A 22,671-nucleotide genomic window follows, 5' to 3' on the forward strand; every position below is an offset into this window, starting at 1 on the left:
AATTGAAACGCCAGCCTGTAGTTGGCGACCCAGAAGGCCTCCGAATCCATCACGGATCGGAGGCCTTCTCCCGTTCCCCCGACGTTGCCGCAGCGGACCCACGGTCTAGTACCTCGGGTGAAGCGTGGCGAGCCCTGCCTGCGTCGGGTCCAACCCAGCCCAAGCCGAACGGGTGGTGGTGATACGTGGCCGCCCGCACCACCTCGATGCACAACCGCATGTACGGCTCGCAGCACCAAAAGCTGCGGGCATGGTGGGACGAGCAGATCCAGGCAGCGGCACGACCTCAGTGCTACCGGTGCGCCGAGCCCATCGGACCCGGCAAGGCGTGGCAGCTCGACCACATGGACGACGGACCGCGAGCGTGGGTTCCGATCGACCAAGACCGTTGGCCGAGTCACAAGGCATGCAACCTCGGAGCAGGTGCGGCCAAGGGCAACGCGCGACGGGGGGCCACAATTTTTGGTAGCGACCATGCGCCTGACCCCGCTCTGCAAATTTCCTCTCTCTCCGAGCCGGCCGAACCCTCTCCCGTGGACCCCCGCCTAGCCTGGACCCCCTCTGACCTGCGGTTTTACCCATGGTTGGCCGATCTCGCGGACGTGCCGGAGGATGCCAGCGCTCCTCTGATGATGTCGCCGGTTCCTGACGATGCGGTGTGTTCCTACGCGTGGGACGGGTGCACTCACGCACCGGCCGGCGGGACTGGGATCGCGTGGATCGAGCAGACGCAGAAGATCACTCTCCGCTGGTGGCAGCGACTGTCGGTCACCCGCCAGCTGGAGCACCGAGCAGACCTCTCCCTGTGCTTCCGCGAGAAGGACGAGAGCGCGCCGCGCCGGTCGGGTAAGTCGATCGGCATGAAGGGCCAGGCGCTCTGGCGCTTGCAGTTCGGTGAGGTGCTGTTCGGCGAGGTTCAGACCATCATCCACACCGGTTCGGACATGGCGATCTGCCGTGAGATCCAGCGGCAGGCGTGGCGCTGGTCGGAGTCGGTGCAGTGGGTGGTGACTCGCGGCAACGGCAAGGAAGCGATCGAGACGCCCGCGGGTGACCGGTGGCTGGTCCGGGCTCAGGATGCCGTCTACGGCTACGACGTGTGCCTGGGCATGGTCGATGAGGTGTGGAACGTCAAGCCGGACACGGTCTCTGAGGGCTTGGAGCCGGCGACGCTCGAGCGGCAGTCTCCGCAACTGGTCCTGACGTCGACCGCGCACCGTCGGGCCACGTCGCTGATGCGGTCGAAGCTGGTGGCGGCCATGTCGCTGGCGGACCCAGGGACGCTGCTGCTGCTGTGGGGCGCTCCGATGGGCTCGGACCCGTCGGACCCTGCCGTGTGGCGGGCCGCATCGCCGTACTGGTCCGAGGATCGCGCGCAGTACATCGCGGCGAAGTACGCGAAGGCGGCGTCCGGCCAGGACGATCCTGAGTTCGACGACCCGGACCCGATGAAGGGGTTCGAGGCGCAGTACCTGAACATCTGGCGGGTCAAGGAGCCGAGGCAGGTTGGCCGGCCCGTGGTCGACTCGGAGGCGTGGGGCCGCATCATCGGCACCATCCCGGAGCGCGTGCCCGATGCGGTGGCGATGGAGTCGTGGTTCGACGAGGGCGTGTCGGTCGCGCGGGCGTGGGTGCAGGCGGATGGCCCGGTGATCGTGGCCGTGGTCGACTGCCCCGACATGCCGACCGCCGTCGAGACGGCCGCGTCCTACGGCTCCGACACCATCCGGGCGGGCGCATCGCTCGCCGAGCATGCCGCCTGGGAGTCGCAGGGCATCGAGCCCGAGAAGGCGACTGGCGGGGTCCGCGCGAACGTCGCCGAGCTCGCTGCGGCACTCAAGGAGCACCGGTTCGTGCATGCCCGCTCAGGCGTGCTCACAGAGCAGGTTCTGGCGCTCCGGGTGGCTGAGGGCGTGGACGGTCCCCGCGTGGTCTCCAAGGGCCGTGCTGACGCCGTGAAGGCCGCTGTCTGGGCTGTGACGGCGGCGCTCGAGGTCGGCACCTACAACGTGATGGATTCGATTCTGTGAGGGAGGCGCCATGAAGGCTCTACGCGCAGTGGCGCTCGACCTGTTCGGGATCGCCTGCCTGGTGGCGTTCGCCGCGATCGTGTGGTGGCCGTCCTCGCTGCTCGTGCTGGCAGCTGCGTCCCTGTGGATCTCCTGGAGGCGCTCGTGAGTCTGCTGTTCGGTGAGCGTCGCGCGATGACGTCGTGGATGGATGAGGGCACGGTGACCGCTTCGGGCCGCCGCATCTCGCCGGACACGGCCAAGTACCTCGCGCCCGTGTTCGCGTCCTGGCGTCACATCTACGACTACATCTCGACGCTGCCCGTGGTGGCGTACCGGATGAACGAGGACGGCACTCGGGCACGCATGAACTCGATGCCGCCGCTGCTGGCCGCCCCGGAGAAGGGCACGGGGCCGGCACTGACCGGCTACGGCATCGGTCAGTGGTTCGGTCAGGCGGCACTGTCGCTGGCGGCCTACGGGAACGCCGTGGGGATCGTCCGCGACACCGACAAGTACGCGACCATGAAGCCGACCGACGTCCGGTGGTTGCGGCGCTCGGACTGGGGCTTCGACGAGAATGAGCGCGTCTGGCGCGTCCACGGCAAGGTGACGCCGTCCGAGCTGATCGTGCACATTCCGTGGATCCCGATGCCGGGCTACGTGCTGGGACTGTCCCCGATCGACCACTTCGCGACGATGGTCGCGGCCGGTCTGTCGGCGCAGGAGTACGCGGACGTCAAGCGCGGTGGTGGTATCCCCCCGGCGATCTTGAAGAACACGAAGCGGACCCTGGACCCGAAGCCTGCCGAGGCGGTCCGTGACCGTGCGGTGACGGCGTTCGCGTCGGGTAAGCCGTTCGTCTCGGGCAACGACTGGGACCTGTCCATCGTCAGCATCCCGCCGGCTCAGGCGCAGTTCATCCAGACGCTCAAGATGACGGCGACGGGCATCGCGTCGATCTACGGCCTGGACCCGCGCGAGGTTGGTGGCGAGGCGGGCGAGTCGCTGACGTACTCGACGGACGAGTCGCGGGCGCTGAACCGGGCGAACAACATGCGCCCGTACATCGAGCGGCTCGAGCAGGCCGTTGGTCGCCTGCTGCCCAACGCGCAGTCCGTGAACCTCGACACCGACGCCACGATCCGGACGGACATCAACACCCGGACCAGCGTCATGGTCCAGGAGATCAACGCGGGCGTCGCGAGCCGCAACGAGTGGCGAGCCCGAACCGACCGTCCGCCCATTCCGGGTGGCGATGTCTTCAACGTGCCGCGTCAGTCAGACCCGGCCGCAACCGAAAGGGAAGGGGCGCCGTCATGACGGACGCTGAGCGACGGTTTGCGTCGCAGTTCAACGAGGGCGCCGACGTTCCTGTCCAGGTGCGCGCCGCCTCGGTCAAGACCATCGGCGGGTATGCGGCGAAGTTCGACCGCATGAGCCAGAACCTGGGGGGGTTCAAGGAGCGCATCGCCCCCGGGTTCTTCAACTACTCGCGCTCGCAGGGCTGGCCGCAGGTGCTGGCCCGCTACAACCACGACGACAACATGCTCCTCGGCACGACGGGCGCGAACACGCTGCGCCTCGACGTCGACAGCGTCGGACTCACCTACGAGGTGGACGTGCCCGACGCCCGCGCCGACGTCTACGAGCTCACCCAGCGCGGTGACGTGCGGCAGTCCTCGTTCGCGTTCTACGCCGACGAGGACGCGTGGGACCAGGACGACACCGGGTTCGCGCGCCGGACGCTCATCTCCGGCCGCCTGTTCGACGTGGCCCCGGTGAACGTGCCCGCGTACCTCGACACGTCCGTCGGTCTGCGCTCGCTGGCGACGTTCATGCACGCCGACCCCGACGAAGTGAGGGCGCTCGCCGCGGCCGGCGAGGTGCGCAAGCTCTTCGTCCGCACCGACAGCGCTCCCACCGCCCCGACGTTCGGCGGTCTCATCGGCGGCCTGCCGAACCTCTGACCCCCGCTCACGCACGGAGGACAACCTCTGCGCGCCGTGCGGTCAGCAGTACCCCGCTCCATCCCGGGCGACAACTCCTGGGGCTCATCCACCATCACCACCAGCCCCCAGGAAGGGGACCATCATGTCGCTCTACGTGAAGGCTCTCGAGGAGATGCGAGACCTGCTCGCCTCCCAGAAGGCCGAGATCATCAACGCCGCGCTCCGCGAGAAGCGCGCGCTCACCCCCGACGACCAGTCGAAGTCGGACAACCTGGACACCGCCCTGGTGGACGCCGACAAGCGCCTCCAGGCCGCTCGGCAGCACGAGCAGCGCGAGGCCGACATCGAGGCGTCCCTGACCCAGGGTCGCAAGGGCGCCGGCACCGAGGAGCGGTCGGACTTCGACAAGTTCATCCGCGAGTCGCGTGCGGGTGACGGCTTCGACCTGCAGTTCCGGGCGAGCGACATCGAGCGCCGGGCCATGTCCGCCACGGGCGGCACCGGCAAGGCGTCGGTGGCGTCCACCCTCTGGGAGTACGCGGTCGAGGCGTCGGAGATCCTCGCCTACGCGCAGGTGATGTCGACCGCGGACGGGAACACCATCCCGATGCCGAAGGCCACGGTTCACGCCGAGCCCGGCGCGACCGACATCCCGGCCAACGACCCGATCCCGGAGGACGACTCCACGATCACCACGGTGGACCTGTCGGTCGCCAAGCGCGGCTACCTCACCTTCGTGCCGAACGAGCTCCTGCAGGACGCCACGTTCGACGTCGAGGGCTACATCGCCCGCAACGCCGGCCGAGCCCTGGGGCTCAACGTGGCGCAGGCCGCGGTGGCCGCCGCGATCGCCGGCTTCACCACGCAGGGTGCGGTGACCCCGGCGGGCGTGCTGACGGGCCTCGGCGCCCAGAACGAGGTGGGTCAGGGCTCCGACCTCCTGGTGGACCTGTTCCACTCGGTGATCGCGCCGTACCGCACCTCGGCGTCGGCCGCGTGGGGCGTGGCGGACCTGACCGCCGCGGTCCTCCGCAAGCTCAAGACGAGCACGGGTGACCTGGTGTGGCAGGACGGCCTCACGGCGGGCAACCCGAGCGTCGTGCTCGGCAAGCCGGTCTTCATCGCCCCCGGCTTCGACACCTTCGCGGCGTCGAAGAAGCCGATCTTCTTCGGCGACTGGCAGGCGCTGGTGGTCCGCATCGCGGGCGGCCTGCGGTTCGAGCGCTCGGCCGAGGCCGGGTTCAAGAACGACCAGACCGCGTTCAAGGCGATCGTGCGCCGCGGTGCGGTCGCGCTCGACCCGAACGCCGTCAAGTTCCTGGCGACCCCCGCCGTCTGACCGAACGGAGCGGGGCGGCCCCGCGTCGCCCCGCTCCCTCGGTCTCGTCACCGCTTCGGAGGTAGTCATGAAGGTTCGCATCAAGGTTCGTCCGACCGGTTCGGTCAACGGCCACCCGTGGCCCGCTGTCGGCGAGGTCATCGACCTGGCCGACGTGTCCGCGCTCGGCATGATCGAGGCCGGTCAGGTCGAGGTGGTCACGGAGCGCGCGGCGAAGGTCGAGACTCGTCCTGCAAAGGACACCGCCGCCGCCGAGACCCGCATCCGCACGCGCCGCCGGAAGGTCTGACCGTGGCCGTCACGGTCGCCCAACTGCTCGCGCGGGTCGGCGCCGAGGCGTCCGAGACGGCCGAGGCGTCCCGCATCCTCCTGCTCACCGAGCAGATGGTCGGGGACTACATCACTGAGCACACACCCGACCCGGACACGCCGCTGGTCATCCCCCCGGTCGTCCTCGATGAGGCCGTGTTCCGGTGCGCGGTGGACCTGTGGAACAAGACTCAGGCGCCCAACGGTGTGCTGATGACGACGTTCGACGACGGCGGCGACGGGTCGGCGGTGGCGCTGCGCGTGTCGTCCGATCCGCTGCACGCCGCACGTGTGTTCCTGGCGCCCTACGTCCCCCCGCTGGGGTTCGCGTGAACGCGGTCACGGCCGCGGCCAACGCGCTCGCTGACGCTCTCACGGCGGCCGGGCTCAAGACCTACGGCGAGGTGCCCGAGAAGGCGTCCGCGCCGTTCCGGTACGTCCTCATCGGCGGTGTTGTCACGGGCCAGTCTCTCGGCTCCTGGCTGGCGGTCCTGCGCGTCGTGTGCGTGGCGAAGCCGGGGACGAACGCCGTGACGTCCGAGCGGGTCATGGACATGGCCGTCGGCGTGATCAACGCGACCGCCGACCTCGACGGCTACGAGGTGGCAGCCGACGCCGTTGATGAGCCGGCTGAGTTTCAGATCAACGGGCAGCCCACCCTTGCGGCTGCCGTCAACGTCACCGCACGCCTCTCGCGTGCTCAGATGAAGGGCTGACCATGGCAACCACGAGGATCAACGGCCGGGACCTGGTGGTCCTGATCGACTCCATCGACCGATCCGACGAGACGACGTCCGTGACGTTCGGGTACGGCACGCGGCAGACGTTCACCGACATGCGGGGTTCGATCCCGAAGCGGTTGGACATGACCATCCTGCAGGATCTTGCGACGGGCTCGCTGTACAAGCTGGCGATGGCCGGCGGCGGTGCCCAGGTGACGGGCGTGCTCAAGCCGCTCGGCAACGCCGCACCCTCCGTGACACAGCCGCACTACTCGTTCAACGTCACGCCGTCCGGCCCGACCGGCGACGCCTACATCGGTGGCGACGCGGCGGAGGACGGGTCGCAGACGCTGACCGTCGAGGTGCAGTGGCTGATCACCGACTGGCTCGAGGTGACGGCGTGAGCGAGCCGCAGTCGACCTCCACCGCGCTGGAGTTCTACGAGTCCGTGACGGGCGAGGAGCGCGGCCTGGTGAACCGGGCGTTCGGCAACCCGCTGGCGCACATGGCGAAGGCCGACCCGGAGACGTGGGTTGAGGCGCTCGTGTTCCTCGACCTGCACCGGCAGCGCGAGCCCGACCCGAAGGCGCGCGCGTCGGCGCTGACCGTCGGCGAGTTGCAGTCGTGGTTCGCCGAGAAGCCCGCCGAAGGTGGCGATGCCGCGGGGGAAGCCTAAGAGAGGATGCGCGCGGGATGGCCCGGTGGTGTCTGACCACGGACCAGCCGGTCGCGTCCTGGATGGTGCTCACCGAGTTGGAGCGCCGTGAGTTCTACGACGAGGCAGTGAAGATGAACCGCCGGATCCGGGAGGGGGCCCGTCATGCCCGCTGAGGTTCGATTCGAGGGCGGGGAGTCTCTGGACGCCCTGGCCCGCGTGATGCGCAAGGTCGGCGACGGCAAGGACATCAAGAAGCGCCTCGCTGCCGCCCTGCGCGAGGCCGGGCAGCCCGTCACGGACGACATGCGGTCGACCCTGGCGTCGAAGCTCCCGAAGCGCGGTGGGGCATCCCGGGCGCTCACCAGTAAGAAGCGGCTGTTCGCGGTCCGCAACCGACTGACGAGCGCGGAATCCCAGGGAGCCGGGATCAAGATCGTCTCGACCGAGAAGAAGCACGACTACGCCTCGCTCGAGAAGGGCACGCTGCGGCACCCGATATACCCGGGTCGCCGGCCACGCCGCTCGTGGCGCTGGGAAGAGCAGAAGGTCCCAACCAAGGATCTACTCGCTGACGTCATCGCCGATCACGAGTCCGACTTCCTCGAGGCTGCTGCTGACGCGATGTTGCAAGCTGCCCGCGAGATCGAGCAGACGCTGAACAGGGAGGTCTGATGACTGCCGCTGTCGAGTTCACCGTCATCGGCACTGACAAGGCGTCGTCCACCTTCGACGAGGTCGCCACCTCTGCCGAGCGGGCGTCGGACTCGATCGAGCAGTCCTCGCGCAGTGCGACGGCGAGCATGGACGGCATGTCCGAGGGCGCGGGCACCCTCGCAACCCTGGGCGCTCAGGCCGGTGGCGCGCTGATGGGGCTCGGCGATACGGTCGGCGGCCCGTTCGGTGCGGCCATGCAGGTGGGTGGCGCGGCGCTGACGACGGCTGCCGACGCGGGCGACCTGTTCGAGGCGGCGATGGTCGGCGGTAAGGCCGCGGTGGACGCGGTCAAGAACTCCGCGATCGCGCAGAAGGTCGCTCTCGTCGCGGGCACGATCGCCACGGGTGCGGCCACGGCTGCTCAGTGGGCGTGGAACGTGGCGATGAGCGCGAACCCGATCGCCCTGATCATCATCGGCATCGTGGCCCTGATCGCCATCGTCGTGCTGCTGGTCAAGAACTGGGACACGGTGAAGGCTGCGGGTGCGGCTGCGTGGAACTGGATCAAGGGTGTGTGGGCGTCGGCGTCGGGATGGATGAACACCAACGTCGTGCGACCCATCGCGGGCTTCTTCTCCGGCCTCTGGGACGACGTGAAGAGTGTCTGGAACGGCGCGACGTCCTTCTTCGAGGGCATCGGCTCCGGCATCAAGAGCGCCTTCCGGTCCGCGTTCAACTCGGTCGCCGGCTTCTGGAACAACTCGGTCGGGGCTGTCGGGTTCACCGTGCCGGACTGGATCCCCGGCGTCGGTGGCCGGTCGTTCTCCGTCCCGAACATCCCCATGCTGGCCCGCGGTGGCGACATCGCCCGCGGCGGCTGGGCCGTCGTCGGTGAGCGGGGCCCTGAGGTCGTGAGCCTGCCGACCGGGTCTCGGGTGCACCCCAACGGCACCGGCCCTGGTGGCGTCCAGATCATCGTCAACCCGCAGCCCGGCATGTCCGAGGAGGCCATTGGAGCATCGGCGGCTCGGCAGTTGACGTTCGCGATGCAGGGATGAGAGGGAACGCCTGATGGCTTTCGTGCCGAAGACGGACTGGGTGAACGACTCGCCCCCGGGTTTCGAAGCGGACGAGATGATCCGCATGCAGATCGGGATCGCTGACGCTTCTGCCGATGCAGCGTCCGCCCAACTGGCCGCGGCACAAGCCACGCTGGACGCCTCGACGGCCCTGACGACCGCCGAGACGCTCAGCTCCTCCGGCCTGATCCGTGGCGTCAGCGGTCGCAACTACCGGCTCGTGTCATGTGCGCTCCGCAACCCAGGCGGGACGACGTGGGGCGTGATCTCCGACGCCACCCACACCTCAACAGGCGTGGCCTCCGTGGAGACGATGGCCGACCGGGTCCGCGTGCACTACGACTTCACGGGGCTGCGGGTGTCGTCGCTCCAGGCGACCACCGACGAAACCATCACCGAGCACGGCATCACCGCCGGCGCCTCGGTCGGCGTGAGTTACGCCGACATCTACCTGTACCGCGCGGGTGAAGGGATCGGCGACTACGTCGTCTACACCGCCGGCGCGTGGTCCTCGTTCGCTGGGGTGTTCACGATCCTGGACTACGGCGTCTTCGGCCCTGGCGTCTTGCAGCTGACGCACCAGTCCGTGGGCGAGTCGACCAACCCGATCGGCGGCGCCACCGCCCGTGACCCGCAGTGGCGGGTGGGGGTGGCGTCGATGTCGCAGACGCTGACCCAGGTGCAGTTCATGAACCTCGGCGCAGCCACCATGGCGGGCGCGGCGGTCAACACGATGAAGGCGTGGGTGTGGCGGGGTGGGCGCACGCAGAAGACCCCGATTGACCCGGCCACGGTGAACATGGCGGGCGGCAACCTGTGGGTCACCGGCCTAATCGAGGTCTGACGCCACGACCGCGTGGAACTCGTGAGCGCACAGGCACGCCTCGGCGTAGCCGGACGGGTTCACACCCCAGTCGCTGGCTCGGCATACGGCCCGGAACCTGAACCGACGGGCCAGCCACGACGGCCGCTCTCGGGGGTGCTGGCACTCAGGGCACAGGTCCATGCCTCATCAGTACAACGGGCCAGGCGTGCCGCGGGCGTGATTGACGTTTCCGTTACCCAATCGTGAGCATGGAGAGGGGAACGCCCCGTGTACCTCGGCCCTGAGAACTACCTTGGCACCACCGCCTACCTCGGGCCGGATGGCGACGTCGCCCCGACCTTCCCGCTCGGCACGCTCGCGGTGACGGTCGATGGCGTCACGTTCTTCGGGTCGGTCGCCGATGGTGACTGGTCCGTGCAGGAGGAGGGTATCGAGGGCTGGTTCGATGGCGCACCGGTGCGGTCGGACGCCCCGGACCGGCCGGGCCAGCATGGGCAGTTCGGGCTCCCCGCTTACCGCGGTGGGCGCACGGTCGGGCTGTCGGTGCAGTGCGAGACCCGCAGCGACCTCGACATCGGCGCCGCGCGTCGTGTGGTCACGTCGATCCTGGCTGACGGCGAGTACGGGCTGCTGACCGTGGTCGAGCCGGATGGGCACACCACGAGCGCCGCGGTCCGCCTGAACGGGCAGCCGCTGGTGCGGACCGATGGTTGGCGGTCCGCCACGGCGCAAATCGAACTGTTCGCCCCCGACCCGTACCGGTACGGCCCGAAGCGCCAGCACTACACCACGTTGCCCGAGCTCGTCGGCGGCCTGGAGTTCGACCTGTTCACCGACGGAACTGTGGACACCGGCTATCTCGAGTTCGGGGAGCAGGGCTCCACCGGCCGCGTCATCCTCACGAACGAGGGCACCGCCCCATACTTCCCGGACTTCGAGGTCCGTGGGCCGGCGCCGGGAGGGTTCACCTTGACGAACGTGGAGACCGGGCGGCAGATCGTGTCGTCGACTGTGATCCCCGCCGGCTCGACGCTCACCGTGCGGTCGGCGATCGGTGTGGCGACTCTCGACGGCGTCGACAGGTCCGGGCAGTTGGTCCGCCGCGAGTGGACCCCGGTACCCAAGCAGGGCTCATCCGAATGGGCGTTCTCCGCTCCGACGTTCACCGCCGCCGCGCTGGTCGCCTCCGTGCGTGATGCGTGGTGGTGACGGTGGAGATCCTCGCCGGGGAGATGGTCACCGGCCGCCGGCTAACCACGCTGCCGATCACGGCAGGTGGGTTCACGGCCGCGCTCGGGGCCAACGGTGAGGTGACGTGCACGATCCCGTTGCGCGACCGCGAGGTACGCACACGGGTTGGCGAGTTCTTCGGCCAGCTCGAGCCGTGGCGTTCGTTCCTCGCCTGCCAGGTGGGTACGCAGATCGGCGAGGCTGGCCCGATCGTGGCGCACGACTACGACGACACCACCGGCAACCTGACGGTCAAGGCGATCGGCCTGCGTGGCATGTTCGCCCATCGGCTCGCTGTCGACGCCACGGCCGCCGAGCCGCAGAAGACGAGCCTGTCCTACGGCCCTGGGTCGTTGGGCACTATCGGGAAGCGGCTCGTTCAGCGCTCGCTCGCGAACCCGGGCGGCACGCTGCCCATCGTCCTCCCGCCCGACGAGGGCGGAACCGACACACGCACCTACCCGGGTCACGAGCTGGTCAAGATCGACAAGGCTCTCGCCGACCTGTCCGACGTCGAGGGTGGCCCTGAGTTCTCGTTTGAGCCGCGCCTGACCTCCGACGGGAACGGCATCGAGTGGGTCATGCGCACCGGCATCACGGGCGACCCGCTGCTGCACCAGTCCGGCGATGACTGGCCGTGGGACCCGAGCGCCAGCGGTGGTGTCATGAGCCTCTCGGTCGGCCGAGACGCCTCCACCCGCACGAACTCGGTGTGGGTCACCGGCATGGGCATGGACACGGCAATCCTGCTGTCTCGCGCGACCGGCGCGGACGAGTGGGCGCGCGGATACCCGCTGCTCGAGTCGACCTACTCGCACTCCACGGTGGGCAAGCAGGCGACGCTCGACCAGTCGCCGCCGGCCTACCGCGACCAGGGGTCCGCCCCGTGGACGACGTGGTCGCTGCAGGTCGCGCGGGACACGTTCCCGACCCTTGGCGAGTACCGGCCGGGCGACTGGGCCGCGGTCCACATTGGCACCGACCACGCCTACCTGCAGGCTGGGGTGTACCGGTCCCGGATCGTGTCCATCAAGGCGTCGGCTGGATCTGCTGTCGTCGACATCGAACTCCGACCGACTCTGGAAAGGCGCTGACGTGGCTGACGCTGACGGCTGGAACGGTGGACGCCGCAACGACGAGTCCGGGTATGGGCGGCTGCTGAACATCATCCGTGCCCAGGAGGATCGGATCGCCGCGCTCGAGCGTGGCGCGCCGTTGCGGGCGGCCGGGATCGGCATGTCTCCCGAGGGGATGGTCATCGGGTCATCGCTCGGCGTGACGGGTGACCTCGACGTGTCGGGCGGCGCCGACTTCACCGGCGACACGACGATCGGCGGCACCCTCGGCGTCTCGGGCGATGCCACGTTCTCCGGGGACACGACGATCGGCGGGAACGCGGCCATCACCGGGACACTGTCCTTGCCCAACGGGATCATCGACAACGACGCACTGGCGAGCCCGGTCGAGTTCGACCGCTCGGGCGGCGGCTCGTCAGGCTTCGTGGTCCCCACCACCCGCACCCTCGTTGCGTCCATCACCCTGGACGTGCCCGCGGGATATTCTCGCGCGATCGTGTTCGCGGTCGGATCCGCGTCGGCTCAGAACACCACGGCGGCACCGACCTACCTGTACGTGGGTGCGCAGATCGGCTCCGCGCTGTCGAACCTGACCTATGACCAGGCGCTGGCCAGTGGCCACGCGAACGCGACAGGGTCGGCGTCGCGTCTGCTGACCGGCCTATCGGGCGGGACTATCAGCGTGGCCACCTGCGTCTATGTCGACGCGGGACCCTGGACAGGTCCGAGCGTGGCGAACACTGACGCGATCGCGATCTTCCTGCGCTAGGGAGCCTCGGTCGGGTCGGCCGGGATGATGACCTCAGTGTTCGGAGGCTCGCCCGGTCCGACGAATACCGGCGTGTGCTCCTCGGCCGGCTCGGGTGCTGGCGCCGGCTCGGGGGCAGGTGCGGGTGCGGGCTGCTGGGTCACGACGGGCTCCGGTTCCGGTTCGGGCGCAGGGACAACGGGCGCGGGCTCGGGCTCGACGACAACCTCAACGGTCGGCTCGGGCTCGGGAGTGGGCGTCGGCTCGACGACAGCGACGGGCTCCACGGTCGGCTCAGGTTCGGCCTGCTCGATCTGAGAGAGCGACCGGGGCAGCGGCTCCGAGTTCGCGTTCGCAGTGGCAGCAGCAGTCACGCCCCCGGCCACGACGACGAACGCCGCCACGGCACCTACGACAACTGACTTGGCACTCATCTTGCTCCTAGACTGGGACACATCGACTCCTTAGTAGTCGGTCACGCCCCCGGACTGTTCGCAGCAGTCGCGGGGGTCTCTGGTGTGTCCCGGATTCTACCGCGCTCAGCCGTCATCCGGGAAGGGAACCCCACCATGGCAATATTCCGAGGCTTGTTCGTCCGCAAGGACGCCACGAGGGGCACCACGCCGAACGAGGCGAGGAAGGCGCTCGCGGGACTGTTCGACGCGTTCGGTGTCCTGGTTCCGGGTAGCGTCACGGGCACGGCCGGATGGGCGTACCTGGTGTCGTCGGTCACGGTGGCCGCCTCCCGGCAGCCGAGCGATGGCGCGGTCCTGTACGGGAACTACGGGGCGGTGACCGTCGGCACGAACGGCGTCGGTGACACCATCCCGCCCGCGCCCGGCACCGGGTCCCGCATCGACATCATCTACGCCCTGCACCGCGACGTGGACAACGCGGACGCCGACTCCGAGGCGATCATCGCGGTTGCGTCCGGCACTGCGTCCGGCTCGCCCGTCGCGCCGTCGATCCCGACCGGCGGCGTCGAGCTGGCCCGGGCGACGGTCGCGGCGGGTGCGACGAACACCGCGCACGCCAACGTGACGATCTCCGCGGCGAACCGACCCACCGCCCGCCTGCGCGGCACCCAGCCACCCGAGGTGTTCACCGCCCCGGACGGCGGGTGGCCGAACTCCCTGGTCAAGGCGACGTCCGGCATCCTCACCCAGATCACCATCCCGTCCGCGACCTTCGCCCGCACCGTCGACGTCGACGTCGTCGTCTCGGCGTCCGTCGGAGCAGGGGAGGCGTGGGAGGTGCGGCTTACGTCGTCCCTCAGCACGACACCCATCAACTCGACCAACCCGCCCCCGCTGGCCGGCGGCGCCAGCGCACTCGCCCCGTTCGCGTCCGGGGTGTCCGTCGGCGGATCCACCGCCGTCCACGGCACCCTCACCATCGCCGCCGGGGTGGCCCAAGTCCTGCGCGTGTGGGCGATCGGGAGCGGCACGTTCAACCCGACTGGCACCGCGTTCACGCAGCTACGCGTCCGCGCCTACCCGGCCTGATCCGATGAGTGACGTCGTCATCGGCCAGATCATCCAGGCAATCGGCCTCGTCGTCGTCGCGTTCGTCGGCGGGCGGAAGCTCAACCGCATCGGCAAGGACGCACGCACCAGCGCCACGCAGACCGAGAACGAGCACTCCGACGGCGACTATCCGAATCTCCGGGACGAACTCACCTCGGTACGCACGTCCGTCGAGAAGGCCGTCCACGAGATCGGCGGAGTCCGTTCAGAAGTCGGCGACCTCCGGGGTGAAGTCGGCGACCTCAGAGGCGAGCTCCGTGGCGTTCGTAAGGACGTCGTCGGGCTGCACCAAGAGGACGCGCAGATCCGGGACGAGCTCGCCCTGGCGGTAACCGAACGAGAGCGCCGGCTGACCAGCCTGTCCCGGTCCATCCCGGGCGTGGTCGCCGAGTTGATCGCCGACAAGTTCCAGGAATGGACGCGACCGAAGGAGGAGGGCGAATGAGTAAGCCCGTGCCCAACGGCGGCCGCTACCCCGGCGCCGACTGGGACCCGATCAAGGGCCGCTCGACGCGAGTCAACCGGCCCGTCCGGATGACGGTGCACATCACCGCTGTCCGCGCGAACGACATCTACGGCCCCGGCAAGGGCCCGTCCGGCACCTACGCCCACCTCCACAACTCCCGCGACGGCGACTTCCGCCAGCACCAGGAGCTGCACCACCGCACCTACGCCGACCTCGACGGCAACGGCAAGACGGTGTCCGTCGAGAACGAGGGCCGCGAAGGCGACAGCCTGACCGCCGACCAGGTCGACAACCTGGCCCGCCTGTTCGCGTACCTCGTCACCGAGTACGACGTCCCGAACCGGATCGCCACCTGGAAGGACACCCGCGGGCTCGCGTGGCACCGGCTCGGCGTCTCCGGGAACTTCGGCCGCTTCTCCACCAAGGACCGGCGCACGTGGTCCGCCGCGCAGACCGGGGAGCGGTGGACCGAGGACCGCGGCAAGACGTGTCCCACGAACAGGGTCATCGACCAGATCGACGACATCTTCAACCTCGCCCAGCGCTACATCACCGGGAAGGGCGCCACGCCCGCACCGACCCCCGAACCCGCACCCAGGAAGGCACCCACCATGTACGTCACCAAGTACGGCCGCAACGCCTGGCGCCTCATCACCGGCGACTACATCATCGCCATCCCCGAGGCCGACTACAACGCGTTCGTGAAGGCCGGCGTCCCGCACGAGACGCTCACCAACGAGCTGATCAAGACGCTCGAAGCCCACCTCAAGTTCGGAGCCTGATCATGCCCAGCCCCAAGGTCCGCCAGTACATCTACGGCATCCTCGTGACGCTCGCACCCCTGGCCGTGATCTACGGCTTCGTGTCCGAGCAGGAGGTTGCACTGTGGCTCGCCGTCGGTGCGGCCATTCTCGGCAACGGCCTCGCCCTCGCCAACACGCCCGGCACGCCGAAGCATCGAGCCGAAGAGTAGCCATGCACCGGCGGCGGGAGTGGCTCGACGTGGACACCGACGACGACGGCACCGTCCTGGCGGTGGCCGTCGAGCAGCTCGCCCAGTACGACGACCTCTGCTCCGACTGACCGAATCCCTGGAAGGGGTCTGACTGATGGTGGCTGTCCATATCGACCTGCGAACCCCTGCCACTCCCGAGCCGGTCCCGGCGGTCGGGTCCGTCCTGTGGCAGCCCACGCGCCGCCGTCACATCGACACCCCCGGCTCCGATCACGTGGTCACCCCGGCCGCTTTCGTTGCCCGGCTCGTTGACGGCACGGTGACCGTGGACGTGGACCCGACTGGCGCGGACTGGTGCTGGCAGGTGGCCGAGCGTGTCCCCTACGGCGCCATCCGCCACGTCGTCGTTCCTGATGTCGAGTCCGTGGAGTACGGCGCGCTCGTTGACGTGGACCCGGCCACGTTCGAACCCACGGCCGAGCCCGAGGCGGCATGGTTCCTCGCGCTCGAGGGCAAGGCTGACACCCCCCCGCTGCGGCGCCAGGTCTACGTCGACGCCACGGCAGGGTCGGATGCGCATGACGGCCGGAGTCTCGCCCAGGCGTTCGCAACCATCCAGGCCGCGGTGGACGCTCTGCCTGAGGGCGGGACGGTGCTGGTCGCCGATGGAACCTATGCGCCGTTCACGGTCACAACGTCAGGCGTCCACGTCGAGTCCATCGGCGGCCGCCGCGAGACGATCATCGCGACCACCGACCTGGCCGAGAATGGCGTGACGTTCCTCGGAGCGTCCTCCCTCTCGACTTTGGTGCAGGTGGGGATCCGGGGCTTCACCATCGTTGGGCCGGGCAAGGCCTCAGGCGGGACCGGCGTCGGCATCCACATCAAGTGGGCCAGCGTGGATCTGACCGTCGAGGACTGCTGGGTCACCAGCTGGGGATCGCACGGCGTTGCCGCCGAGGACTCCTACTCGATGTCGTTCGTCCGCACGCTCGCAGACCAGAACGGCGGCGACGGGTTCCACGGCGCGACGAACTTCAACAACGTCACCTTCGACCGCACGATCTCCATCCTGAACAACGGGCGCGGGTACGCGATCGTTGGCGGCACGACGGTCCTGTTCCAGAACGCCGACGCCGAGTCGAACACGGGCGCCGGGTTCGATCTGCGCTACGTCGTCGCGGCCACTCTTCTCGGGTGCCACATGGAGAAGAACGGGCAGGACGGGTCGAGCCCCAACATCTACCTCCACTACCGCGCCGGCCTCTCCGAGAAGGCGTCGTCCACGAACGTCACGGGCTGCCTGATCCAGGGCTCGGCAGTGACGCAGCGAGGGCTCGTCATCGACGGCGCCTCACGCACCACCATCCAGGGGAACTGGTTCGCCGGCCACGTCGTGGATCACGTGCAGACCACCACCAGTGCGGACCGCACGTGGATCGGCCCGTGCACGTACAGCGGCGCGGCGGCCGAGATCACGGACCTGAGTTTCACCACCGTGCGGATGGACTACGACTACACGGCGGGCAGCGCCCGGACCGACGTGCTGCGGTATGTCCCCCGCGCTCTGAACCCGGCCATCCTCACCCGTGGCCAGACCTGGTTCGCCACCACGGACCAGCTCAAGGTGCGCGACACCACGCGCGTGCGCACCGTGTTCTCCGGCGTCGAGGGAACGGCCACGCTCGACTTCCCGTCGATCGCCGCAGGCGGATCGGCCGACCTGACGATCATCATCGCCGGAGCGGTGGTGGGTGACCGCATCGCCTTCGGCCCGCCGGTCCTGCCCGCGGGGCTCATCCCCCAGGTCTACGTGTCCAACCCGGACACCGTGACCGTGCGCCTGACCAACGTCACTGGCGCCGCCATCGACCCCGCCTCGTCCGGGTGGAAGGTCGCCGTCCTCAAGGCATGACGCCAACGCTCGGCATCCAGTGAGGAGGTGACCGCCATGTTCCGCTTCTTCTTCGGCTTCCTCGGCTGGGGTGACGAACTCATCTGAGTCGCCGCCCGCAGCACGCTCGCCCCCGCTCGGCTCCGGCTGGGCGGGGGCGATTCCGTCGTTGGCGCATGTGTGCACCTCTGTGTGAACCTAGCCTCTCACCGGCCCTACGACGAAGGCCCGGAACCGTTGAGATTCCGGGCCATCCATCCGAGCCGCCTCAGGGAATCGAACCCTGGACCTTCTCATTACGAGTGAGACGCTCTGCCGACTGAGCTAAGGCGGCGGATGCCCCGCAGGTGGAGCCGCGGGGCGCGCCCACTGTACCCGCCGCCGTCGGCGTTGACCAAAACGGTGACGGTGTGATCCGGGCCTCAGCAGGACAGCCCGTCCTCCGGGACGGTCCCCTCGACGAGGAACGCATCCACGGCATCGTCGATGCAGCTGCCCGCCCCGTAGGCGGTGTGGCCGTCGCCGTCGTAGGACAGGAACACGCCCGAGGAGAGCTGCTCGGCCATCGACTCGGCCCACTCGTACGGGGTGGCCGGGTCGCGGGTGGTGCCGATCACGAGGATCGGCGCGGCACCCTCCGCCGTGAGCGGCTCGCGCACGGCCGTGGACTGCACCGGCATGGTGGCGCAGCCGACCTCGCCGTAGCCGTTGTACGGGCCGAACAGGCGGGAGATCTCGGTGAGTTCCTCGACCTCGGCGCGCATCGCGTCCAGGTCGATCTCGACCGGGTAGTCGAGGCAGTCGATCGCCCGGAACGCGCCCTGGTCCTCGGGGTAGTTGCCGTCTTCGTCCCGGTCGAGGGCGTAGTCGGACAGGAACCGGATCTGGGACCCGTCCCCCTCCTGCAGCGCGGTGATCGCGCTGGTGAGCGAGGCCCACGACCCCGGGTTGTAGAGCGCCACGATGATCGAGTTGAGCAGGTCCGCGTCGTTGACGGGACGGTCCGGGTCACCGCTGTCGACGGGGGTGTCCGCAAGCTGCTCGAGCAGCGCGATGGTCTGGTCGATGCCGGCCTCCACATCACCGGTCAGCGGGCAGTCGGTGCCGGCCTGGCAGTCCTCGAGGTAGGACCGGTAGGCCAGGTCGAACCCGCCGGTCTGGCCGCGGATGATCTCGCCGTAGCTGAGCGCGGGGTCGACCGCACCGTCGAGCACCAGGCGGCCGACGTTCTCCGGGAACATATCGGCGTAGTGGGCGCCGAGGAACGTGCCGTAGGAGAAGCCGAGGTAGGTCAGCTGGCTCTCCCCCATGACCGCGCGCAGGATGTCCAGGTCCCGGGTGGCGCTGACGGTGTCCACGTGCCCGATCAGCGGACCGGTGTTCTCCGCGCAGGCCTCGCCGAAGGCGGTGTTGCCGTCGACGTAGGCCTGGAAGCCCTCATCGGTCTCGACGTCGAACTCGGTGCCGTACCACTCCTCGAGCTGCTCCGAGTCGTAGCAGCGCACCGCTGACGACTGCCCCACCCCGCGCGGGTCGAAGCCGACCACGTCGTAGTTGCGCAGGATGTCGCTGCCGAAGTAGGCAGACGCGGACTCGGCCATCTCGATGCCGGAGCCGCCTGGCCCGCCAGGGTTGACGAACAGCGAGCCGATCGGCTCCCCGACGGCCTCGAACACCTTCACCGCGATGGTGATCCGTTCGCCGCCCGGGTCCTCGTAGTCCAGGGGCATCTCGACGTCCGCGCACTGGTAGTTCGGGTCGCACTCGGACCACTGCGGCTGCTGGGAGTAGAACTCCTCGAGTCCCTCGGGCACCGCACCCCCGCCGGCGGCCGGTGGCTGCACGAGTGGCGCCGGCGCGGCGCACCCCGCGAGCAGGGCGATGCCGGCGAACACGGCAGCGACGGCGGACGAGCGGCGGGATGGGGTGCGCACGAGGGCAGCCTATAGAAGCAAACTGACGTGTCGGCGCCGGGTCGAGGGCAGAACTGCCCGACGGCGGAGGTTCCGTGCGCGTGGACGTCGCGTTCGCGATCGGTTCAACGGTGTCGGAGTCGGTTCCGAGGGTCGGGCGGTTCATGGGGCAATTCGGTTCGGTGCGCCGGCCTGTTCAGCGTGGCGGCGGTTCCGCTCCGCGCGGTTCAGTTCTGTGGGCGCAGCGCGACCGTCATCGCCTCGATCGCGAGCAGCGGCGCGGCACCGGCCGCGATCCGGGTGCGCGCCACCCCGACGGACTGCATGCGTTGCAGCGACTGCTCGGGTGCGGATCCGGCCGCCATCTCCCGCACCGCGGACTCGGCGGCCCGGTTCATCAGCACCTGGTCGCTGTCGAGCTGGACCACGAGGACGTCCCGATAGAACGAGAGCAGGTCCACCATCGCCCGGTCGAGGACGTCGATGAGCGCCCGCCGGGCCCGGCGCTTCTGCTCCTCCTCCAGCTGGCGCACCTGGGCCCGCAGCGCGGGCGGGATGGTGCCACCCTCCTCGGCCCCGAGGTTGCGCAGCAGTTCTGCCTTCTCCACCGCGTCCCGCTCGGCGGTGGCGACCTTGCTCTCCTCGGTGGCCTCGTCCACGAGGGTGCCAGCGGCCAGGATCGCGTCCCCGACGCCGCGGATCGTCGCCGGGATGGCCAGCACCTTCGCCCGGTACTCGCGGGCCTTCGGGTTCGCGGCGAGCCGACGTGCCATCCCGATGTGACTCTGCGCGGCGAGGGCGCACTCCATCGCCAGATCCGGGTCCACGCCGTCGGAGCGCACCAGCAGGTCCGCGACGGCCTGGGCCGGCGGCACCCGCAGGTTCACCAGGCGGCACCGGGACCGGATCGTGACCAGCACGTCCTGCGGGCTCGGCGCACACAGGATCCAGACCGTCCGCGGCGGCGGCTCCTCGATGGCCTTGAGCAGCACGTTCGAGGTCCGCTCGACCATCCGGTCCGCGTCCTCCACGATGATCACGCGCCATCGACCCTGCGACGGCGCGCGCTGCGCCAGGCCGATCAGGTTCCGCGCCTCGTCGATGCTGATGACCACCTTCTCGGTGGCGAGCACGGTGACGTCCGCGTGGGTGCCGGCGAGCGCCGTCTGGGTCTCGTGCGAGGTGCCGTCGACGTCCGCGGGGTCCTGCAACGCGGCGGCGAACGCGCGGGCGGCCACGGATCGGCCGGAGCCGGGCGGGCCGGTGATCAGCCAGGCGTGCGTCATCGCCTCCGGGCGGCGCACGGCCTCGCTGAGCACGGCGACGGCCTCCGGCTGGCCAACCAGGGCATCCCAGACGCTCACGGCCGCTCCCCCGCAACCGCGCCCGCGAGCAGCGCATCGACCCGCACCCGGATCGCCGCGGCGAGCTCCTCGCGCGGCCGCGCGGCATCGAGGACCAGCCAGCGGACCGGATCGGCGGCGGCCCGGTCGAGGAACGCCTGCCGGGTGCGGACGTGGAAGTCGGAGCCGGCCCGTTCGAGCCGGTCCGGGGCGTCGCTGAGCCGCTCGGTCAGCAGGACCGGGTCGAGGTCGAGCAGCACCGTCAGGTCCGGCAGGAGCGAGCCGGTGGCCCACAGGGAGATCTGCTCCACCTCCTCGGCGGGCAGGACCCTGCCGCCGGCCTGGTAGGCCACGGAGGAGTCGAGGTACCGGTCGGTGAGCACGGCTGCCCCGCGCGCCAGCGCCGGGCGGATCAGGGACGCGACGTGGTGGGCCCGGTCCGCGGCGAAGAGCAGTGCCTCGGTGCGCGGATCCAGGTCCGACCCGTGCAGCAGCAGGTCCCGCAGCGTTCGCCCGAGCTCGGTGCCGCCGGGCTCACGGGTACGCACCACCTCCCGGACACCGCTGGCTGCCAGGGAGTCGGCGAGCAGGCCCAACTGCGTCGACTTGCCGGCGCCGTCGCCGCCCTCGAAGGAGATGAAGAGTCCGGTCACGTCCTGCAGCCTAACGACGCCCACCGACGGAGCGGACCACGTGCCCCTGCCGACCGCCTGCGCTGCCATTCGCCGGACGGCACAGGCCACCGGATGCGACGATTCAGCATGCGCGTGTTGTGCTCCACGACCGCCGGCGATGGCCACTTCGGTCCCCTCGCGCATGTGGCTCGCGCCTGCGTCGATGCCGGGCACGACGTACTCGTGGCCGCGCCGGCGTCCTACGCCGGAGCGGTCGCCCGGGCCGGCCTGGCCCACGCCCCGTTCGCGGACGTGCCGCCGGAGCTGATCGGCCCCGTGATGGCGACCCTGCCCATGCTGGGCTTCGATGAGGCCAACGAAACCGTGACGCGGGAGATCTTCGGCCGCCTCGACGCCCAGCATGCCCTGCCCGGCGTCCGCCGCACGGTCGAGGCGTGGCAGCCGGACGTGATCCTGCGCGAGCCGATGGAGCTGGGATCGCTCGCTGCCGCTGAGGCGAGCAGCATCCCGCACGTCGAGGTCTCGATCGGACTCACCTCGATGATGAGCTGGGCGATCGGCCAGATCGCCCGGCCGTTGGCCGAACTGGACGCACTGGCCGGCCTCCCCGAGGGTCGACTCCTGGCAGCCATGCGGTCCGCGCCCGCCTTCTCCGCGATTCCTGCGATCCTCGACGACTCAGAAGCCATCCCTGGCGAGGCCGGCCCGAACCGCCCGGTCACCCGGTACCGAGCCGACACGGCGCGGGGCGCCGGACGCCTGCCTGCGGCATGGGGTGAGCCGACGGATCCCCTGGTCTATGTGACGTTCGGGACCGTCGCGGCCGGTCTGGACCACCTCTCCGGACTCCACGAGGCGGCCCTGGCCGCCTTGGCCGATCAACCCGTCCGGGTGCTGATGACCACGGGTCTCGCCGCGGGGGCGCTCGTCCCGCCGCCCTGGCCCAGGAATGCCCGGGTCGAGACGTACTGGCCACAGGACGACGTGATGCCGTTCGCGGCGGCCGTGGTGGGACACGGCGGATTCGGCACGACCATGTCGGCGCTGGCCGCGGGCGTTCCGCAGGTGCTCATGCCGTTGTTCGCGATCGACCAGCGCATGAACGCCGATCGGGTCGCAGCGATGGGCGCCGGCATCCGGGTCGAGGATCCCCCCGCGGGCGCCGACCAGTTGGCGCAGGCAGTGACGTCGGTGTTGGCCGATGACCGGTACGGGGCGCGCGCGCAGGAACTGGCAGCCGAGATCGCGGCACTGCCCGAGGCCGCCGCACTCGTGCCGGAGATCGAGCGGATCGCCGAAGCGCGAACGGGTGAGTAGTCGTCGACCCACCTCTCGAC

The 22,671-nt window shown here is 69.7% G+C and carries 27 protein-coding genes and 1 tRNA gene; 23 read left to right on the forward strand and 5 right to left on the reverse strand.

Annotation, left to right across the window (positions count from 1 at the left end; all coding sequences use genetic code 11):
* Window positions 1–185: 185 nt before the first annotated feature.
* The 17 genes from KCQ71_RS13990 to KCQ71_RS14070 all read left to right on the forward strand — a co-directional run bounded on the left by KCQ71_RS13990 (window position 186) and on the right by KCQ71_RS14070 (window position 12,623).
* Window positions 186–2,030, forward strand: a complete 1,845-nt coding sequence (locus tag KCQ71_RS13990) for a hypothetical protein (RefSeq protein WP_223406899.1) — start codon at window positions 186–188, stop codon at window positions 2,028–2,030.
* Window positions 2,031–2,040: 10 nt separating this feature from the next.
* Window positions 2,041–2,178, forward strand: a complete 138-nt coding sequence (locus KCQ71_RS13995) for a hypothetical protein (RefSeq protein ID WP_223406901.1) — start codon at window positions 2,041–2,043, stop codon at window positions 2,176–2,178.
* Complete coding sequence (locus KCQ71_RS14000) at window positions 2,175–3,332, forward strand: phage portal protein (protein ID WP_223406903.1); 1,158 nt, start codon at window positions 2,175–2,177, stop codon at window positions 3,330–3,332. The genes KCQ71_RS13995 and KCQ71_RS14000 overlap by 4 nt, the downstream gene beginning before the upstream one ends.
* Window positions 3,329–3,979: an HK97 family phage prohead protease gene (locus tag KCQ71_RS14005; protein ID WP_223406905.1), complete on the forward strand. Its 651-nt coding sequence runs from the start codon at window positions 3,329–3,331 to the stop codon at window positions 3,977–3,979. Before KCQ71_RS14000 ends, KCQ71_RS14005 begins: the two co-directional genes overlap by 4 nt.
* 124 nt (window positions 3,980–4,103) lie before the next feature.
* Window positions 4,104–5,300: a phage major capsid protein gene (locus KCQ71_RS14010; protein ID WP_223406907.1), complete on the forward strand. Its 1,197-nt coding sequence runs from the start codon at window positions 4,104–4,106 to the stop codon at window positions 5,298–5,300.
* Between the two features lie 67 nt (window positions 5,301–5,367).
* The gene (locus KCQ71_RS14015; protein WP_223406909.1) at window positions 5,368–5,589 is read left to right on the forward strand and encodes a hypothetical protein; all 222 of its coding nucleotides are present in this window, start codon (window positions 5,368–5,370) and stop codon (window positions 5,587–5,589) included.
* A 2-nt stretch (window positions 5,590–5,591) separates the two neighbouring features.
* A complete protein-coding gene (locus tag KCQ71_RS14020; RefSeq protein WP_223406911.1) occupies window positions 5,592–5,942 on the forward strand; it encodes a hypothetical protein in 351 nt (116 codons plus the stop codon).
* On the forward strand, window positions 5,939–6,325 hold the full coding sequence (locus KCQ71_RS14025) for a hypothetical protein (RefSeq protein WP_223406913.1): 387 nt from the start codon (window positions 5,939–5,941) through the stop codon (window positions 6,323–6,325). The genes KCQ71_RS14020 and KCQ71_RS14025 overlap by 4 nt, the downstream gene beginning before the upstream one ends.
* A 2-nt stretch (window positions 6,326–6,327) precedes the next feature.
* On the forward strand, window positions 6,328–6,735 hold the full coding sequence (locus KCQ71_RS14030) for a hypothetical protein (protein ID WP_223406915.1): 408 nt from the start codon (window positions 6,328–6,330) through the stop codon (window positions 6,733–6,735).
* Window positions 6,732–7,007, forward strand: a complete 276-nt coding sequence (locus KCQ71_RS14035) for a hypothetical protein (protein WP_223406917.1) — start codon at window positions 6,732–6,734, stop codon at window positions 7,005–7,007. The genes KCQ71_RS14030 and KCQ71_RS14035 overlap by 4 nt, the downstream gene beginning before the upstream one ends.
* 17 nt (window positions 7,008–7,024) lie before the next feature.
* Complete coding sequence (locus KCQ71_RS14040; protein WP_223406919.1) at window positions 7,025–7,162, forward strand: hypothetical protein; 138 nt, start codon at window positions 7,025–7,027, stop codon at window positions 7,160–7,162.
* The gene (locus KCQ71_RS14045; RefSeq protein WP_223406921.1) at window positions 7,152–7,661 is read left to right on the forward strand and encodes a hypothetical protein; all 510 of its coding nucleotides are present in this window, start codon (window positions 7,152–7,154) and stop codon (window positions 7,659–7,661) included. The genes KCQ71_RS14040 and KCQ71_RS14045 overlap by 11 nt, the downstream gene beginning before the upstream one ends.
* Window positions 7,661–8,701, forward strand: coding sequence for a phage tail tape measure protein (locus KCQ71_RS14050; protein WP_223406923.1), 1,041 nt, complete (start codon window positions 7,661–7,663; stop codon window positions 8,699–8,701). Before KCQ71_RS14045 ends, KCQ71_RS14050 begins: the two co-directional genes overlap by 1 nt.
* 13 nt (window positions 8,702–8,714) lie before the next feature.
* Window positions 8,715–9,566 carry a hypothetical protein gene (locus tag KCQ71_RS14055; protein WP_223406925.1) on the forward strand — a complete coding sequence of 284 codons (852 nt, stop codon included), beginning with the start codon at window positions 8,715–8,717 and terminating at the stop codon, window positions 9,564–9,566.
* A 249-nt stretch (window positions 9,567–9,815) separates the two neighbouring features.
* Window positions 9,816–10,757, forward strand: a complete 942-nt coding sequence (locus tag KCQ71_RS14060; RefSeq protein ID WP_223406927.1) for a phage tail family protein — start codon at window positions 9,816–9,818, stop codon at window positions 10,755–10,757.
* A 2-nt stretch (window positions 10,758–10,759) separates the two neighbouring features.
* Entirely contained in the window at window positions 10,760–11,872 is a 1,113-nt protein-coding gene (locus tag KCQ71_RS14065; RefSeq protein WP_223406929.1) for a hypothetical protein, read from the forward strand.
* Between the two features lies 1 nt (window position 11,873).
* Window positions 11,874–12,623, forward strand: a complete 750-nt coding sequence (locus tag KCQ71_RS14070; protein WP_223406931.1) for a hypothetical protein — start codon at window positions 11,874–11,876, stop codon at window positions 12,621–12,623.
* On the opposite strand, the gene KCQ71_RS14075 is transcribed toward KCQ71_RS14070, so the two are convergent.
* Window positions 12,620–13,036, reverse strand: coding sequence for a hypothetical protein (locus KCQ71_RS14075; protein ID WP_223406932.1), 417 nt, complete (start codon window positions 13,034–13,036; stop codon window positions 12,620–12,622). The two genes, KCQ71_RS14070 and KCQ71_RS14075, sit on opposite strands and share 4 nt — an antisense overlap.
* Window positions 13,037–13,171: 135 nt before the next feature.
* Here KCQ71_RS14075 and KCQ71_RS14080 point away from each other — a divergent pair, with 135 nt between their 5' ends.
* The 5 genes from KCQ71_RS14080 (at window position 13,172) to KCQ71_RS14100 (ending at window position 17,464) form a co-directional block, all read left to right on the forward strand.
* Complete coding sequence (locus KCQ71_RS14080; RefSeq protein ID WP_223406934.1) at window positions 13,172–14,107, forward strand: hypothetical protein; 936 nt, start codon at window positions 13,172–13,174, stop codon at window positions 14,105–14,107.
* A gap of 4 nt (window positions 14,108–14,111) precedes the next feature.
* Window positions 14,112–14,573, forward strand: a complete 462-nt coding sequence (locus KCQ71_RS14085) for a hypothetical protein (protein ID WP_223406936.1) — start codon at window positions 14,112–14,114, stop codon at window positions 14,571–14,573.
* Window positions 14,570–15,376, forward strand: a complete 807-nt coding sequence (locus tag KCQ71_RS14090) for a peptidoglycan recognition protein family protein (RefSeq protein ID WP_223406938.1) — start codon at window positions 14,570–14,572, stop codon at window positions 15,374–15,376. The genes KCQ71_RS14085 and KCQ71_RS14090 overlap by 4 nt, the downstream gene beginning before the upstream one ends.
* Before the next feature lie 2 nt (window positions 15,377–15,378).
* A complete protein-coding gene (locus tag KCQ71_RS14095) occupies window positions 15,379–15,567 on the forward strand; it encodes a phage holin (protein ID WP_223406940.1) in 189 nt (62 codons plus the stop codon).
* A 136-nt stretch (window positions 15,568–15,703) separates the two neighbouring features.
* Complete coding sequence (locus KCQ71_RS14100; protein WP_223406942.1) at window positions 15,704–17,464, forward strand: right-handed parallel beta-helix repeat-containing protein; 1,761 nt, start codon at window positions 15,704–15,706, stop codon at window positions 17,462–17,464.
* A 240-nt stretch (window positions 17,465–17,704) separates the two neighbouring features.
* Here KCQ71_RS14100 and KCQ71_RS14105 read toward each other — a convergent pair.
* From KCQ71_RS14105 to tmk, 4 genes are all read right to left on the reverse strand, one after another.
* A tRNA-Thr gene (locus KCQ71_RS14105) sits at window positions 17,705–17,777 on the reverse strand.
* Window positions 17,778–17,865: 88 nt separating this feature from the next.
* On the reverse strand, window positions 17,866–19,377 hold the full coding sequence (locus KCQ71_RS14110) for an alpha/beta hydrolase (RefSeq protein ID WP_223406943.1): 1,512 nt from the start codon (window positions 19,375–19,377) through the stop codon (window positions 17,866–17,868).
* A gap of 206 nt (window positions 19,378–19,583) precedes the next feature.
* Entirely contained in the window at window positions 19,584–20,720 is a 1,137-nt protein-coding gene (locus tag KCQ71_RS14115; RefSeq protein WP_223406945.1) for a DNA polymerase III subunit delta', read from the reverse strand.
* Window positions 20,717–21,352: a dTMP kinase gene (gene tmk, locus KCQ71_RS14120; protein WP_223406947.1), complete on the reverse strand. Its 636-nt coding sequence runs from the start codon at window positions 21,350–21,352 to the stop codon at window positions 20,717–20,719. Before tmk ends, KCQ71_RS14115 begins: the two co-directional genes overlap by 4 nt.
* Before the next feature lie 93 nt (window positions 21,353–21,445).
* Here tmk and KCQ71_RS14125 point away from each other — a divergent pair, with 93 nt between their 5' ends.
* Window positions 21,446–22,651, forward strand: a complete 1,206-nt coding sequence (locus KCQ71_RS14125) for a glycosyltransferase (protein ID WP_223406949.1) — start codon at window positions 21,446–21,448, stop codon at window positions 22,649–22,651.
* Window positions 22,652–22,671 lie beyond the last annotated feature (20 nt).

This window comes from Occultella gossypii (genome assembly GCF_019947135.1).
Taxonomy (GTDB): Bacteria; Actinomycetota; Actinomycetes; order Actinomycetales; family Beutenbergiaceae; genus Occultella; species Occultella gossypii.

Excerpts from the sequence above, each read along its gene's own strand:
- KCQ71_RS13995 (WP_223406901.1), top strand. The coding sequence starts at position 2,041 with ATGAAGGCTCTACGCGCAGTGGCGCTCGACCTGTTCGGGATCGCCTGC.
- KCQ71_RS14005 (WP_223406905.1), top strand. The coding sequence starts at position 3,329 with ATGACGGACGCTGAGCGACGGTTTGCGTCGCAGTTCAACGAGGGCGCC.
- KCQ71_RS14010 (WP_223406907.1), top strand. The coding sequence starts at position 4,104 with ATGTCGCTCTACGTGAAGGCTCTCGAGGAGATGCGAGACCTGCTCGCC.
- KCQ71_RS14015 (WP_223406909.1), top strand. The coding sequence starts at position 5,368 with ATGAAGGTTCGCATCAAGGTTCGTCCGACCGGTTCGGTCAACGGCCAC.
- KCQ71_RS14030 (WP_223406915.1), top strand. The coding sequence starts at position 6,328 with ATGGCAACCACGAGGATCAACGGCCGGGACCTGGTGGTCCTGATCGAC.
- KCQ71_RS14040 (WP_223406919.1), top strand. The coding sequence starts at position 7,025 with ATGGCCCGGTGGTGTCTGACCACGGACCAGCCGGTCGCGTCCTGGATG.
- KCQ71_RS14045 (WP_223406921.1), top strand. The coding sequence starts at position 7,152 with ATGCCCGCTGAGGTTCGATTCGAGGGCGGGGAGTCTCTGGACGCCCTG.
- KCQ71_RS14050 (WP_223406923.1), top strand. The coding sequence starts at position 7,661 with ATGACTGCCGCTGTCGAGTTCACCGTCATCGGCACTGACAAGGCGTCG.
- KCQ71_RS14055 (WP_223406925.1), top strand. The coding sequence starts at position 8,715 with ATGGCTTTCGTGCCGAAGACGGACTGGGTGAACGACTCGCCCCCGGGT.
- KCQ71_RS14075 (WP_223406932.1), bottom strand. The coding sequence starts at position 13,036 with ATGAGTGCCAAGTCAGTTGTCGTAGGTGCCGTGGCGGCGTTCGTCGTC.
- KCQ71_RS14080 (WP_223406934.1), top strand. The coding sequence starts at position 13,172 with ATGGCAATATTCCGAGGCTTGTTCGTCCGCAAGGACGCCACGAGGGGC.
- KCQ71_RS14085 (WP_223406936.1), top strand. The coding sequence starts at position 14,112 with ATGAGTGACGTCGTCATCGGCCAGATCATCCAGGCAATCGGCCTCGTC.
- KCQ71_RS14090 (WP_223406938.1), top strand. The coding sequence starts at position 14,570 with ATGAGTAAGCCCGTGCCCAACGGCGGCCGCTACCCCGGCGCCGACTGG.
- KCQ71_RS14095 (WP_223406940.1), top strand. The coding sequence starts at position 15,379 with ATGCCCAGCCCCAAGGTCCGCCAGTACATCTACGGCATCCTCGTGACG.
- KCQ71_RS14100 (WP_223406942.1), top strand. The coding sequence starts at position 15,704 with ATGGTGGCTGTCCATATCGACCTGCGAACCCCTGCCACTCCCGAGCCG.
- KCQ71_RS14125 (WP_223406949.1), top strand. The coding sequence starts at position 21,446 with ATGCGACGATTCAGCATGCGCGTGTTGTGCTCCACGACCGCCGGCGAT.